Here is a 13,017-nt window from a genome sequence, read left to right as displayed (position 1 = left end):
CGGTCATGCGCGTGCTCCCATCTTGTCGTCGACGGCCTGATCGACGGCAGAGCCATCGGCCTCGCCGCCAAGCGCGGTGACGATCTCGCGCGCGACGTCGCGGGCGACGATGCTGACGTTCTCGGTCGCGCCGGCCTTGATCTCGGCGATCGCGGCTTCGCTCTCGGCGGTTTTCTCGGCGATGCGGGCATCGGCCTTGGCCATTTCCGCATCCAGCTCGACCTGGATCTCGGCCTTGGCCTCGGCGACGATGGCATTGGCCTCGGTGCGGGCATCGGCCAGCGCCTTGTCGTAGGCCTTTTCCGCGTCGGCGGCCCGGCCGCGCAGCTCTTCGGCGGCGGCGAGGTCATTGGTGATCGTGCCCGACCGTTCGGCCAGCACGGCACCGATGCGCGGCAGCGCGAACCGCGACAGGATGAAGTAGATCGCGACCAGCGCGATCACCAGCCAGAAGATCAGGTTCGGGTAATAGTTGAAATCGAGCTGCGGCATGCCGGCGCCCGTCTGGTCATGGGCGAGGGTATGCGCGCCGAGATCCGCTGCACCCTCAGGCGTCACCACGGCATCCGCTTCGATGGCGTCAGGCTCCAAGATCCGGCTCCTTCAGGATATGGGACAGGCGGCGCGAAGACCCGCGCCGCCCGAAATAGGCCGAAGTGTCCGTCCGGATCAGACGGCGAACATCAGCAGCAGGGCGACCAGGAACGAGAAGATCCCGAGGGCTTCCGCGAAGGCCAGGCCGATGAACAGCGTGGCGGTCTGGGCCGCAGCGGCCGAGGGGTTGCGCAGCGCGCCGCCCAGGTAGTTCGCCGCGACGTTGCCCACGCCGATGGCCGAGAGGCCCGAGCCGATGCCCGCGAGACCGGCGCCGATGAACTGGCCGAGGTTTGCGATATCGCCTTCCATGATGGTGCTCCTTGGTGGAAATGGCTGGAATTGTTGATGGGTCGGGTGCGCCGCCACGGATCAGTGCGACGGGTGCAGCGCGTCCTTGAGGTAGATGCAGGTCAGGATCGCGAAGACGTAGGCCTGGATGCCGGCAACCAGCACCTCGAGACCGTAGATCGCGGTGATCGCCAGGATCGACAGCGGCGAGACCGCTGCGATGGCGGCGAAACCGGCGAAAACCTTGATCATGGCATGGCCGGCGACGATGTTGCCCGCCAGACGAATGGAGTGGCTGACCGGCCGCACGAAGTAGGAGATCAGCTCGATCACGGCGATGACCGGGCGCAGCACCAGCGGCGCCTCGGACATCCAGAACAGGCCGAGGAACTTGGTCCCGTGCTTGACGAAGCCGATGATCGTCACGGCGAAGAAGACGCCGAAGCCGAGGACGGCGGTCACCGCGATATGCGAAGTGGAGGCGAAGCTCATCGGGATCAGCCCGAGGAAGTTCGCGAAAAGGATGAAGCAGAAGAGCGTCATGATCCAGGGGAAGTAGCGCAGCGCTTCCTTGCCCGCGACGTCCTCGACCATCTTGTGGGTGAAGCCGTAGAGAAGCTCGGCCATGGACTGGCTGCGGCTCGGCACGGTGGCCCGGCCGCGGGCGCCGTAGACCAGCAGCAGCGCGACGGCGAGGACGGTCAGCGCCATCCAGAAGGTCGCGTTGGTGATGGTGTACCAATGCACGGGATCGCCGTTCTCGCCGAAGAGCGGGCGCACGATGAACTGGTCGAGCGGGTGAAAGACCAGCCCGCCGACTTCTTCGCCGTGAATCGCCTCGGCGCCGTGCAGTTCTTCTTCCATCCTCAGCTCCCCTCGCCGCCGTCTTCACCCGGCGGTGTCTTCGCCTGCAGCTCCCGCGCCGATCGCAGCATGACGTTCACGCCAGCCGCGAGGCCCAGGAAAATGAACAGCACCAGAAACAGCGGCATGGTCCCGAAGAGGATGTCCAGCCCGTACCCGATGCAGAAACCGATCACGAGACCGGCCACCAATTCCACGACCATGCGCCAGGCCAGTGACCCCTGCGAATAGCCCTTGTCCGTATGCGGAACCTGCTGCGGCGTTCCCTGCGCGTCCCGGATGCGTTTCTCCAGCGCCTTCAGGCGTCCGGCGTCGTCATCGGGTTGCGGGTCTGGCACCGCGGCGGTCCTCATATCGGCTGCGGAAGGTGCTACTGGGCAGGCGGGTCCGAGTCAAGCTGGGGTTAACCCCATATGCGCTTGGCCTAACCCTCTGGCAACACTCACGATTCAGGTTGCCATCATGGCGCGCGCAGGTACGGCGCCGGCTGCCTCGCACCTCCGGGACATTCAACCGGACGGTTGACGTTGCCCGCGCGGGATGCGCTTTACCGCCTCATGTCCCAAAGGCTCGACATGGTTTTCGCGGCTCTGGCCGATCCGACGCGGCGGGCGATCCTGGCCCTGCTGCTCGAGGACGACATGGCCGTGACGGATGTCGCCGGGGCCTTCACCATCTCTCTCGCGGCGGTGTCGAAGCACCTCGGCGTGCTCGCCGGCGCCGGCCTCATCAGCCAGGAGCGGCGCGGAAGGCTGCGCTGGTGCCGGCTCGAGCCCGACGCCCTGCGCGAAGCCAGCGCCTGGATGCTGGGCTTCGGGTTGATCGAGGCGGTCGACCTCGACGCCTTCGAGCGTTTTCTCGATCAGGAGGCGCTGGCAGGCCAGGCGCCTGAAGAGGCCAATTAGCCCCAGCCCTTCGAGGCCTCCTTCAGGGCCTTGAGCACCGCCTGCACCTTGGCGCTGCGGTGCAGGTCCACGTGGGTCACCAGCCAAAACTGCGACCCCCAGTCCTCGCGCGGGGGGAGTACCTCGTGCAGGCTGTCGTCGGCGGCCGCCTCGTCCGAGGCGACGAAGCCGATGCCGGCGCCGGCCATGATTGCCGCCCGCTCGCTGCGGTGGTCATGGACGCGGAAGACGATGTTCTCGGCCGGGACCGTGTCCTGCAGCCAGCGGTGGAACGGCGCGCGGGGGCCGTTCTCATCGGCGCAGACGAAGCGGTGCTGCTGCAGATCGCTCAACCCCTCGGGCAGGCCGTGGCGCTGCACGTAGGCGTCAGAGGCGACCATCGAGACGCTCTGGGTGAAGAGTGGCTGCACCACGTTGTCGGGCTGGCTGGGCGCGGCGCCGGCGCGGATCGCGACATGCGCCTCGCCGTATTCAAGGCGGAACAGCCGCCCGCCGGTCAGGTAGCGCACGCTCAGCCCCGGATGCGCGGCCTGCAGCTCCACGAGGATCGGGGTGACGCGGTGCGTCAGCGCCTCGATCGAGGTGACGACAAGCTCGCCGTCGATCCCGTCGCGCCCGCCGCGCAGCCGCCCGGCAAGCTGGGCGAACTGGTGGTCGGTGCTTTGCGCGACCGTCAGAAGGTCGCGCCCGGCCTCGGTCGGGGTATAGCCGCGGGCATGGCGCTGGAACAGCTTCACCCCCAGCCGCGTCTCGAGCGCGTCGACATGGCGGATCACCGTCGCGTGGTGCACCCCGAGCGCCTCTGCCGCGCCCGAGACGGTGCCCAGCCGCGCGACCTGAAACGCGGTCCTGATCTCGTCCCAGCTATCCATGCGCGGTCCTCTCGGTTGCACCCGCAAGGGATAACGGCCCGCAAAGGCAAGGGAAAGCCCCGGATGCCCCGCGCCTCTTGACGCCGGGCGCCCGATGGGGGTATCAGCCCGGCCTAACCCCGAAGGCCCCCGGCTTTCGGTCCCCGCCCTTTTGGGGATCGCCGTCCGTCAGCGCGTTGCGCCCACGGGCGCCGTTCCGCGTTGGGCCGTTGTTGCGACCCGCTTGGTCCGGCCCCAGTTTGGGGCACAGGGCCGGACGGCCCGGATGGAAAGGACCGCGATGTTCGACTCTCTCTCCGACCGCCTCTCCGGCGTCTTCGACCGCCTGACCAAGCAAGGCGCGCTGTCGGACGACGACGTCAAGACCGCCCTGCGCGAGGTGCGCACCGCCCTGCTCGAGGCCGACGTCTCGCTGTCGGTGGCGCGCGACTTCGTCAAGTCGGTGCAGGACAAGGCGACCGGCCAAGCGGTGACGAAATCGGTCACCCCCGGCCAGCAGGTCGTGAAGATCGTCCATGACGAGCTGGTCGCCACGCTGCAGGGTGACAGCGATCCCGGCAAGCTGAAGATCGACAACCCGCCCGCGCCGATCCTGATGGTCGGCCTGCAGGGCTCGGGCAAGACGACGACGACGGCGAAGCTGGCCAAGCGGCTCAAGGACCGCGAGGGCAAGCGCGTGCTCATGGCCTCGCTCGACACCAACCGCCCCGCGGCGATGGAGCAGCTGGCGATCCTCGGCACGCAGATCGGCGTCGACACGCTGCCGATCATCAAGGGCGAGACGCCGGTCCAGATCGCCAAGCGCGCCAAGACGCAGGCGGCGATGGGCGGCTACGACGTCTACATGCTGGATACTGCCGGGCGGCTGCATATCGACGCCGAGCTGATCCAGCAGGCGGCCGAGGTGCGCGATGTCGCCAACCCGCGCGAGACGCTGCTGGTGGTCGACGGCCTGACCGGCCAGGACGCGGTCAACGTCGCGACAGAGTTCGACGACAAGATCGGCGTCACGGGCGTGGTGCTCACGCGGATGGACGGCGACGGGCGCGGCGGTGCCGCCCTGTCGATGCGCAAGGTCACCGGCAAGCCGATCCGCTTCGTCGGCCTCGGCGAGAAGATGGACGCCATCGAGACCTTCGAGGCCGAGCGCATCGCGGGCCGCATCCTCGGGATGGGCGATATCGTCAGCCTCGTCGAGAAGGCGCAGCAGACGATCGAGGCCGAGCAGGCCGAGCGCATGATGAAGCGGTTCCAGAAGGGCCGCTTCAACATGAACGACCTGAAGATGCAGCTCGAGCAGATGCTCAAGATGGGCGGCATGGAAAGCCTGATGGGCATGATGCCCGGCATGGGCAAGATGTCCAAGCAGGCCAGCGCCGCCGGCATCGACGACACCATGGTCAAGCGGCAGATCGCGCTGATCCAGTCGATGACCAAGAAGGAGCGCGCCAATCCCGAGCTTCTGCAGGCCAGCCGCAAGAAGCGCATCGCCGCCGGCGCCGGCCTCGAGGTGCAGGAGCTGAACAAGCTTCTCAAGCAGCAGAAGCAGATGGCCGACGTGATGAAGAAGCTCGGCAAGGGCGGGATGCTCAAGCAGGCCATGAAGGGCATGTTCGGCAAGAACGCCCCCGGCATGGGCGATGTGCCCGACGTGAACGATCCCGCGGCGATGCAGCAGGCGGCCAAGATGATGGGCCAGCAGATGCCCCGCGGCATGGGCGGGATGCCCGGCATGGGCGGCGGCGGGTTGCCGCGCGGCCTCTCCGGCTTTGGGAAAAAGAAATGATCCTGCCCGACCCGATCGAGACGGAGCGTCTGATCCTGCGCCTGCCGCGCGAGGGTGATTTTGACGCCACCGCCGCCTTCATGGCGAGTGAGCGGGCGCAGTTCGTCAGCAACTCTCCCGAGCGGGGCGAGGCCTGGAAATACCTTCTGGCCCAGGCCGGGCACTGGGTGATCAAGGGCTACGGCAACTGGACCGTCGAAGAGCGGTCGACCGGCGCCACCATCGGACGGGTCGGCGTGCTGAACAACTTCGACTGGCCCGAGCCCGAGCTGGGCTGGAGCCTGTTCGAGGGCGCCGAAGGCAAGGGCTATGCCTACGAGGCCGCGATTGCCGCGCGCCGCGATGCCGCGACGCGCCTCGGCCTTGGGCCGCTGATGAGCATGATCGACCCGGCCAACGCCCGCTCCCTGACGCTCGCCCGCCGCCTTGGCGCCAGCTACGAGCGCGATCATACGCTGTTTGGCAAGACGGTGCAGATCTGGCGCCATCCCGCACTCGAGGAGACCGCGGCATGAGCGGGCCGGGCAACAGCACCGACGCCGCCGAGCGCGCGGCTGCACTCCTCAAGGAGCACCGCGAGAGCATCGACCGGCTCGACGCGATCCTCGTCTACACGCTGGGCGAGCGGTTCAAGCATACGCAGGCCGTGGGCCGGCTCAAGGCAGAGCACGACCTGCCGCCCGCCGACCCGGCACGCGAGGCCGCGCAGATCGCGCGGCTGACGGAATTGGCGGAGGCGGCCGACCTCGACCCCGAATTCGCCAAGAAATTCCTGGGCTTCATCATCCGGGAAGTCATCAAGCATCACGAGATGCACAAATCCTGAGGGACCTCCCCTCACCGCCATCAGACAGGAGATACAGTCATGGCCATGAAAATCCGGCTCGCCCGCGGCGGCTCCAAGAAGCGCCCGCACTACTCGATCGTCGCCACCGACAGCCGCATGCCGCGCGACGGCCGCTTCCTCGAGAAGCTGGGCACCTACAACCCGCTGCTCCCGAAGGACAGCGAGGACCGCGTGAAGATGGACGTCGAGAAGGTCCAGGAATGGATCGCCAAGGGCGCCCAGCCGACCGATCGCGTGGCCCGCATGCTCGAGGCCGCCGGCGTCCGCGAGAAGACCGAGCGCAACAACCCGAACAAGGCGAAGCCCGGCAAGGCCGCGCAGGAGCGTGCCGAGAAGAAGGCCGCGCGCGCCGCTGCCCCGGCCGAGGAAGCCGCGGCCGAAGCCGCCGCCGAGTAATCGCACTGGCGCCGGCGGCGCGGGGCACCCTGCCCCCGCCGCCGGCGCCGCCACGGACAAGCCGATGGGACGGGACATGGACGACAGCCATATCGCGGTGGGATCGCTCTCGGGCGCCTACGGGGTGCAGGGCGAAGTGCGTCTCAAGTCCTTCTGCGCCGAGCCTGAGGCCATCGCCGACTACCTCCCGCTGACGACCGAGGGCGGGCGCCTTTTCGAGCAGATCGTGATCACCGGGCGCACCGCCAATGCGCTGACCGCGCGCGTCTCGGGCATCACCACCAAGGAAGAGGCCGATGCCCTGCGCGGCACCCTGCTGCTGGCCGAGCGCAGCCGCCTTCCCGCCCTTCCGGACGACGAATACTACCACAGCGATCTCATCGGCCTGTCGGTCTTCGACACCGGCGGCACGGCCCTGGGCCGGGTGACGGCGGTGCACGACCACGGCGCCGGCGACCTGCTGGAAATCCGCCCCGAGGGGGCAAGCGCGACGGTCCTGCTGCCCTTCACCCGCGAAGCGGTGCCGACTGTCGATCTGGGCACGGGCCGCATCGTCGCCGATCCGCCCGAGGGGCTGTTCTAGCCTGCCGCTCGCACGCGTGACCTTTGCGCCACGGCCGCGGCGGCAGCAGCAGCGCCGCGGAACCGCGCCCGCACGACAGGGTTTGCCTTTCCAAGACCCGGGCCACCACGGCCAAGGAAAACGAAAGGTCCGATCATGATCGAATGGATTCTCATCCTTCTCGCCATTGCCGCCGTTGCCGGCCTGCTTGGCATGAACAGCGTCTCGGGCATCGCCCTGACCGGCGCGAAATGGCTGGCGATCATCGTCGTCATCCTCTTCCTGCTCGTGCTCTTCGGGGTCATCGGCCTCGCGTCCTGACGCCGCTTGCCGCTGACCCGTCGCCCGCGCTAGAGCGGCGCGATGAGCCAAGATGACAGCACCGACACACCCCGATCGGCCGGACGCCTGCGCGCCCGGCCGATTGCACGTCCGAAGGAGCTGATGACCGACAGCCCCGACCTGGCCCGCGCCTGGTCGGCGAGTGTCGTGACCCTCCTTCCCGAGGCCTTTCCGGGCGTTCTGGGCGAAAGCCTGACGGGACGCGCGCTGAAGGACGGCCTCTGGCAGCTTCACCTGCATGACCTGCGGCCCTTCGGCGAGGGGCGGCACAGGAATGTCGACGACACGCCCGCGGGCGGCGGCGCCGGCATGGTGCTGCGGCCCGACGTGCTGTCGCGCGCCCTCGACGCCGCGCTCGAAACGGCGCCGCAAGGAGCGGCGCGGCTGATGCTCTCGCCGCGCGGGCGGCCCTTTACGCAAGCCATGGCGCGGCAGCTTGCCGCCGGGCCCGGCGCGGTCCTCGTCTGCGGGCGGTTCGAGGGCGTGGACCAGCGCGTGATCGACGGCTACGGCCTGACCGAGGTCAGCCTTGGCGACTTTGTCTTGACAGGAGGCGAGATTGCGGCGCAGGCCTTGATCGACGCCTGTGTGCGCCTTATACCGCGCGTGCTGGGGAATCACGAATCCGTCGAAGAGGAATCCTTTTCGCACGGACTTCTTGAGCATCCGCAATATACCAAGCCCGCCGTCTGGAACGGTCTCGCAATCCCCGACATTCTTCTGTCGGGCCACCACGCGAAGATCACGGAATGGCGCCGGGACATGGCCGAAAGGCTGACAAAGGAACGCAGGCCTGATCTCTGGCGGGCTTATCGCGCAACGCGCGGTGGGGACCCGGACGAAGACCGAGAGCTCTGAGGCGGCACCACATCTTCGCGGGCCAACCGCGGGCACAAGTTAGGAGTGACAGGCATGGACCTGATCGCACAGATCGAGGCGGAGCAAATCGCCTCGCTGGGGAAAGAGATCCCCGACTTCAAGCCGGGCGACACCGTCCGCGTCGGCTACAAGGTGACGGAAGGCACGCGCACCCGCGTGCAGAACTACGAAGGCGTCTGCATCAGCCGCAAGAACGGCCACGGCATCGCCGGCAGCTTCACCGTCCGCAAGATTTCCTTCGGCGAGGGCGTCGAGCGCGTCTTCCCGCTGTTCTCGACCAACATCGAGGCGATCACCGTGGTCCGCCGCGGCAAGGTCCGTCGCGCCAAGCTGTACTTCCTGCGCTCGCGTCGCGGCAAATCCGCCCGTATCGTCGAAGACACCAACTACAAGCCCAAGGCCGACAAGGCCGGGGCCCAGGCCTGAGGATCAGTGCGATGAAAGCGGAAATCCATCCCGACTACCACGTCGTCGACGTCAAGCTGACCGATGGCTCCACCGTCCAGATGAAGTCGACCTGGGGCAAGGAGGGCGACACGCTGACGCTCGACATCGATCCCAGCTCGCACCCGGCCTGGACCGGCGGCTCCTCGCGCCTGATGGACACCGGCGGCCGCGTGTCGAAGTTCAAGAACAAGTACGCCGGCCTCAGCTTCTAAGCTGCGCCCCGCGCCAGACGATCATCGACGAAACGCCGCCCCTCGGGGCGGCGTTTCGCGTTTCAGGATATGCGCCGCAGTCGGCAGGCGCGGAAACGAAAAAACGGCGGCCCCGCCAAGGGCCGCCGTTCTGCTGTTCAGTCTCTGACGCTGCAGGCGATCAGGAGGCGGCGCCGCCGCCCCCGCTGCGCCGCCGGCGATTACCGCCGCCACCGCCAGGCTTTCCGGCACGGGCGCCCTGCCCCGCCGGACGACCCTGACCGCCCGCGCGCTGGCCGCCACCACCGGGGCCGCCGCGGCCCTTGCCGCCGCGACCGCGACCGCCGCCGCCGTTCGGCTTGCTCTCGCCGCCGCCTTCCCAGCGGGCGCCGGAGGCCACGGGGATCGGCCCCTTCAGCAGCTTCTCGATATCCTTGAGCTCGCCCATCTCGTCGGGGGCGCAAAGCGCGACGGCTTTGCCGCTGGCGCCGGCACGGGCGGTCCGGCCGATGCGGTGCACATAGGCATCCGCGACGTTCGGAAGCTCGTAGTTGTAGACGTGGCGCACGGCGGGAATGTCGAGGCCGCGGGCCGCGACATCCGTGGCGACCAGCACCCGCACGTCACCCGACTTGAAGGCGTCGAGGGCGCGGGTCCGCTGGCCCTGGCTCTTGTTGCCGTGGATCGAGGCCACCGAGAAGCCCATCTTGTCGAGGGTACGCGACAGCTTCTCCATCCCGTGCTTGGTGCGGCCGAAGACCACCGCCAGCTCGTCGCGGTGCTGCCCGAGCAGTTCCGCCAGCAGGTCGGTCTTGGCCGTCTTGGCGACGAAGTGGACCGACTGGTCGATCTTCTCGGCGGCCTGCCCCGGAGGGTTCACCTGCACCTTGGCCGGGCTGTTGAGGTAGGTGCCGGCCAGCTCTTCCATCTGCTTGGGCATCGTGGCCGAGAACAGCATCGTCTGCCGCTCGGCCGGGAGCAGGGCCGCGATCTTGCGCAGCGCGTGGATGAAGCCGAGGTCGAGCATCTGGTCGGCCTCGTCCAGCACGAGGAATTCGGTCGAGGAGAGGTCCACCGTGCCGCGGTCGAGGTGGTCGATCAGCCGGCCCGGCGTCGCCACGAGGACGTGCACGCCCTTCTCGATCCGGCGGACCTGCCCGGTCATGCCGGCACCGCCGACGATCAGCATCGTCTTGATATGGGTGCCGCGCGTATAGGCCTTGAGGTTGTCCTCGATCTGGGCGGCCAGCTCGCGCGTCGGCGCGAGGACGAGGGCCGAGGCCCCCTTGGGTGCGGGCTTCTCGCCCGACTTCATCAGCGCGTCGATCATCGGCAGGCCGAAGGCGGCGGTCTTGCCGCTGCCGGTCTGCGCGAGGCCCATGACGTCGCGCCCGTTCATCGCGTGCGGGATCGCCTGCGCCTGGATCGGGGTCGGATCGGTGATGCCCTGATCCTTGAGCGCAGCGATGAGGCGGGGCGAGAGCCCCAGCATGTCGAAATCCATGAATATCCTTCTGCGGCGCCACGAGGGGCAGCCGCCTGCGGGGAAACGACCGACACTGACGGCGAGGCCCCCATGGCCCCGGCACCGACCGGTCGTGGCCTCCCCCGCGTGAATTGGGAAGCATCGGAGGGGCGGCGCGATCGCTGTCAGCGGATCCTGTCTGCGCCCGGCGGCCCACGCGTGGCCGATCCCGTCCTGCCCCCCAGATGGCGGTGACGGGGCCCCGCGTCAAGCGGTTCTGCTGCAACAGCCGCGCACCGATGCCGATGACGGGGCCGTGATCGGCGGTGCACCGCTTTCCCTGCCGCAGGCCCCCGCCTATGGTGCCGCGACTTGGACACAGCGGAACGGCCGGAAGATTATGGCGCATATCATCGTCGTGGGTAACGAGAAGGGCGGCGCGGGGAAATCCACCGTTTCGATGCATCTCGCGACGGCGCTTGCGCGCATGGGGCACAAGATCGGCACGCTGGACCTCGACCTGCGGCAGAAAAGCCTCGGGCGCTACATCGACAACCGGCGCCGCTTTCTCGAGGCGGAGGGGCTGTCGCTGGCGACACCAGCCCATGTCGATCTGCCCGAGATCGACGCCACCGCGCTCGAGCCCGGGGAGAACCCCTCGGACCACCGCCTCTCGGCGGCCGTCGCCGCGCTGGAGCCGGACAGCGATTTCATCCTGATCGATTGCCCCGGCAGCCACACGCGCCTGAGCCAGGTCGCCCATTCGCTGGCCGATACGCTGGTCACGCCGCTGAACGACAGCTTCGTCGACTTCGACCTGCTGGCGCGGATAGACACCGACGGCGAGGCGATCCTCGGCCCCTCGGTCTATTCCGAGATGGTCTGGAACGCGCGGCAGCTGCGGTCGCAGGCGGGTCTGCCGCCGATCGACTGGATCGTGGTGCGCAACCGCCTTGGCGCGCAGGCCATGGTCAACAAGCAGAAGATGGAAAGCGCGCTGGACCGGCTGTCGCGGCGCATCGGCTTTCGCACCGCGCCCGGCTTCAACGAGCGGGTCATTTTCCGCGAGCTTTTCCCGCGCGGCCTGACCCTACTGGACCTGCGCGACGTCGGGGTCGAGCGGCTGAACATCTCGAACGTCGCCGCCCGGCAGGAGCTGCGCGATCTGGTGCGCGCGCTGGACCTGCCGGGGGTCGAGGTCAGCTTCTAGGCCAGATCAGGCCCCGACGATGCTGCCGCCGTTCGGGTGCAGCGTCTGGCCGGTGAAGTAGCTGCCGTCCGAGGAGGCGAGGAAGAGGTAGGCAGTCGCCACCTCCCAGGGCTGTCCCGGACGGCCCAGCTTGGTCTTCTTGCCGAAGTCGGCCACCTGCTCTTCTGACATCGAGCCGGGGATGAAGGGCGTCCAGATCGGTCCCGGCGCGACCGCGTTCACCCGCACGCCCTTGTCCGCCAGCGCGCTGGCCATCGACCGCGACAGCGCGAGCGTGGCGCCGCGCGTCGTCGAATAGGTCACGAGGGAATCGTTGCCTTTGAAGGCATTGACCGAGGTCGTGTATACGACCGAGGCGCCCTCTTTCAGGTGCGGCAGCGCGGCCTGCGTGGTGAAGAGCGGATGCATGACGTTGCTGTCGACCATGCGGCGCAGGCGCTCTTCGCTGACATCCGTCAGCCCCTCGTCCACCCATTGCTGCGCGGCGTTGATCACCAGCACGTCGAGGCTGCCGAAGCGGTCGACGGTCTGCGCGATGGCATCCTCGGCATTGGACTTCACACCGAGATCGCCGGGGATCAGCAGCGCCTCGGAGCCCTCCTTCTCGACCATCTCCTTCGTCGCCTCGGCATCGCGATGCTCGTCGTAGTAGGCGATGGCGATCTTCGCCCCTTCGCGCGCGAAAAGGACGGAGACGGCGCGACCGATGCCGCTGTCGCCGCCGGTGATCAGCGCGACCTTGCCCTTCAGCTTGCCGACGCCAGGATGGCGCGGCAGGTAGTCGGGCTGCGGATCCATCTTCCATTCGTCCGCGGGCATCTTGTCCTGATGCTGCGGCTTGATCTCGTCACTCATGGCGTCCTCGTGGTGCTGCCCTGCCGGCCTAGCGGCTTCGGCAGTCAACAGCGCGCCGCGCGGGCAGTTCCGCGGCGGTACGGCGCCGCACATCCCGGGCCGCGCCGTCAGGCGCTGAGCGCCTCGCGCAGGTCCGCCTCGACGAGGGGTTTCTCGACGTAGCCGGCGCCCGAGAGGCCTTGCGACAGGCTCGGCGGGCCGTAGCCGGTCGCGAAGACGACGCGCACACCCATGCGCGACAGCTCCTCCGCCAGATCGAAGGTGCGGTCGCCGTTGCCGAGGTTCACGTCGAGCAGCGCATGGCTGAAGCGCTTCTGCCGCACCATGGCGCGCGCCTGCTCCAGGTCATGGGCGGTCACGACTTCGGAAAAGCCGAACTCTTCGAGAAGCTGGCTTGTCTCCAACGAGTCGATGACCTCGTCCTCGACGTAAAGAATGCTGCCGGCCATGGGATCCGTGTCGCCTGTTCAAGGGTCATGGGTGCGGGGCGCCGGGCGCCGCCTCGCCGCTG

At 68.2% G+C, this 13,017-nt stretch carries 19 protein-coding genes; 11 read left to right on the top strand and 8 right to left on the bottom strand.

Annotated features, from left to right (window positions below; translation table 11 throughout):
* Positions 1 to 3: 3 nt before the first annotated feature.
* The 4 genes from DFP88_RS10105 to DFP88_RS10090 all read right to left on the bottom strand — a co-directional run bounded on the left by DFP88_RS10105 (position 4) and on the right by DFP88_RS10090 (position 2,087).
* A complete protein-coding gene (locus DFP88_RS10105; protein WP_425450830.1) occupies positions 4 to 591 on the bottom strand; it encodes a F0F1 ATP synthase subunit B' in 588 nt (195 codons plus the stop codon).
* A 78-nt stretch (positions 592 to 669) separates the two neighbouring features.
* On the bottom strand, positions 670 to 906 hold the full coding sequence (locus DFP88_RS10100) for a F0F1 ATP synthase subunit C (RefSeq protein ID WP_110814367.1): 237 nt from the start codon (positions 904 to 906) through the stop codon (positions 670 to 672).
* A 60-nt stretch (positions 907 to 966) separates the two neighbouring features.
* On the bottom strand, positions 967 to 1,749 hold the full coding sequence (locus DFP88_RS10095) for a F0F1 ATP synthase subunit A (RefSeq protein WP_110814366.1): 783 nt from the start codon (positions 1,747 to 1,749) through the stop codon (positions 967 to 969).
* Between the two features lie 2 nt (positions 1,750 to 1,751).
* Positions 1,752 to 2,087, bottom strand: a complete 336-nt coding sequence (locus tag DFP88_RS10090; RefSeq protein WP_245904770.1) for an AtpZ/AtpI family protein — start codon at positions 2,085 to 2,087, stop codon at positions 1,752 to 1,754.
* 219 nt (positions 2,088 to 2,306) lie between these two features.
* Here DFP88_RS10090 and DFP88_RS10085 point away from each other — a divergent pair, with 219 nt between their 5' ends.
* Positions 2,307 to 2,654: an ArsR/SmtB family transcription factor gene (locus DFP88_RS10085; RefSeq protein ID WP_110814789.1), complete on the top strand. Its 348-nt coding sequence runs from the start codon at positions 2,307 to 2,309 to the stop codon at positions 2,652 to 2,654.
* Here DFP88_RS10085 and DFP88_RS10080 read toward each other — a convergent pair.
* Positions 2,651 to 3,526, bottom strand: coding sequence for a LysR family transcriptional regulator (locus DFP88_RS10080; RefSeq protein ID WP_110814364.1), 876 nt, complete (start codon positions 3,524 to 3,526; stop codon positions 2,651 to 2,653). The two genes, DFP88_RS10085 and DFP88_RS10080, sit on opposite strands and share 4 nt — an antisense overlap.
* Positions 3,527 to 3,806: 280 nt before the next feature.
* On the opposite strand from DFP88_RS10080, the gene ffh reads away from it, so the two are divergent.
* The 9 genes from ffh (at position 3,807) to rpmE (ending at position 8,997) form a co-directional block, all read left to right on the top strand.
* Positions 3,807 to 5,312, top strand: a complete 1,506-nt coding sequence (gene ffh, locus DFP88_RS10075; protein ID WP_110814363.1) for a signal recognition particle protein — start codon at positions 3,807 to 3,809, stop codon at positions 5,310 to 5,312.
* Positions 5,309 to 5,827 (top strand): GNAT family N-acetyltransferase, encoded by a 519-nt coding sequence (locus tag DFP88_RS10070; protein WP_110814362.1) that lies wholly within the window; start codon positions 5,309 to 5,311, stop codon positions 5,825 to 5,827. The genes ffh and DFP88_RS10070 overlap by 4 nt, the downstream gene beginning before the upstream one ends.
* Entirely contained in the window at positions 5,824 to 6,138 is a 315-nt protein-coding gene (locus DFP88_RS10065; RefSeq protein ID WP_110814361.1) for a chorismate mutase, read from the top strand. Before DFP88_RS10070 ends, DFP88_RS10065 begins: the two co-directional genes overlap by 4 nt.
* Positions 6,139 to 6,177: 39 nt before the next feature.
* Complete coding sequence (gene rpsP, locus DFP88_RS10060; protein ID WP_110814360.1) at positions 6,178 to 6,555, top strand: 30S ribosomal protein S16; 378 nt, start codon at positions 6,178 to 6,180, stop codon at positions 6,553 to 6,555.
* Positions 6,556 to 6,619: 64 nt separating this feature from the next.
* Complete coding sequence (gene rimM / locus DFP88_RS10055) at positions 6,620 to 7,138, top strand: ribosome maturation factor RimM (RefSeq protein WP_425450829.1); 519 nt, start codon at positions 6,620 to 6,622, stop codon at positions 7,136 to 7,138.
* 135 nt (positions 7,139 to 7,273) lie between these two features.
* A complete protein-coding gene (locus DFP88_RS10050; RefSeq protein WP_110814359.1) occupies positions 7,274 to 7,438 on the top strand; it encodes a DUF1328 family protein in 165 nt (54 codons plus the stop codon).
* Between the two features lie 42 nt (positions 7,439 to 7,480).
* Complete coding sequence (gene trmD / locus DFP88_RS10045) at positions 7,481 to 8,317, top strand: tRNA (guanosine(37)-N1)-methyltransferase TrmD (protein WP_110814358.1); 837 nt, start codon at positions 7,481 to 7,483, stop codon at positions 8,315 to 8,317.
* A gap of 54 nt (positions 8,318 to 8,371) precedes the next feature.
* The gene (gene rplS / locus DFP88_RS10040) at positions 8,372 to 8,764 is read left to right on the top strand and encodes a 50S ribosomal protein L19 (protein ID WP_110814357.1); all 393 of its coding nucleotides are present in this window, start codon (positions 8,372 to 8,374) and stop codon (positions 8,762 to 8,764) included.
* A gap of 11 nt (positions 8,765 to 8,775) precedes the next feature.
* On the top strand, positions 8,776 to 8,997 hold the full coding sequence (gene rpmE, locus DFP88_RS10035) for a 50S ribosomal protein L31 (RefSeq protein ID WP_110814356.1): 222 nt from the start codon (positions 8,776 to 8,778) through the stop codon (positions 8,995 to 8,997).
* Between the two features lie 160 nt (positions 8,998 to 9,157).
* Here the strand turns inward: rpmE and DFP88_RS10030 are convergent, their stop codons facing one another.
* Positions 9,158 to 10,480, bottom strand: coding sequence for a DEAD/DEAH box helicase (locus DFP88_RS10030; RefSeq protein WP_110814355.1), 1,323 nt, complete (start codon positions 10,478 to 10,480; stop codon positions 9,158 to 9,160).
* A 361-nt stretch (positions 10,481 to 10,841) separates the two neighbouring features.
* On the opposite strand from DFP88_RS10030, the gene DFP88_RS10025 reads away from it, so the two are divergent.
* Positions 10,842 to 11,651: a division plane positioning ATPase MipZ gene (locus DFP88_RS10025; protein WP_110814354.1), complete on the top strand. Its 810-nt coding sequence runs from the start codon at positions 10,842 to 10,844 to the stop codon at positions 11,649 to 11,651.
* A 6-nt stretch (positions 11,652 to 11,657) separates the two neighbouring features.
* Here the strand turns inward: DFP88_RS10025 and DFP88_RS10020 are convergent, their stop codons facing one another.
* Both DFP88_RS10020 and DFP88_RS10015 read right to left on the bottom strand, forming a co-directional pair.
* The gene (locus tag DFP88_RS10020; protein WP_110814353.1) at positions 11,658 to 12,506 is read right to left on the bottom strand and encodes an SDR family oxidoreductase; all 849 of its coding nucleotides are present in this window, start codon (positions 12,504 to 12,506) and stop codon (positions 11,658 to 11,660) included.
* 107 nt (positions 12,507 to 12,613) lie between these two features.
* Complete coding sequence (locus DFP88_RS10015) at positions 12,614 to 12,955, bottom strand: response regulator (protein WP_110814785.1); 342 nt, start codon at positions 12,953 to 12,955, stop codon at positions 12,614 to 12,616.
* Between the last annotated feature and the right edge of the window lie 62 nt (positions 12,956 to 13,017).

It is taken from the genome of Pseudoroseicyclus aestuarii, from assembly GCF_003217255.1.
Lineage (GTDB): Bacteria > Pseudomonadota > Alphaproteobacteria > Rhodobacterales > Rhodobacteraceae > Pseudoroseicyclus > Pseudoroseicyclus aestuarii.
The sequence above is the reverse complement of the archived record's forward strand: the minus strand, read 5'-3'. Positions and strand labels throughout refer to the sequence as shown.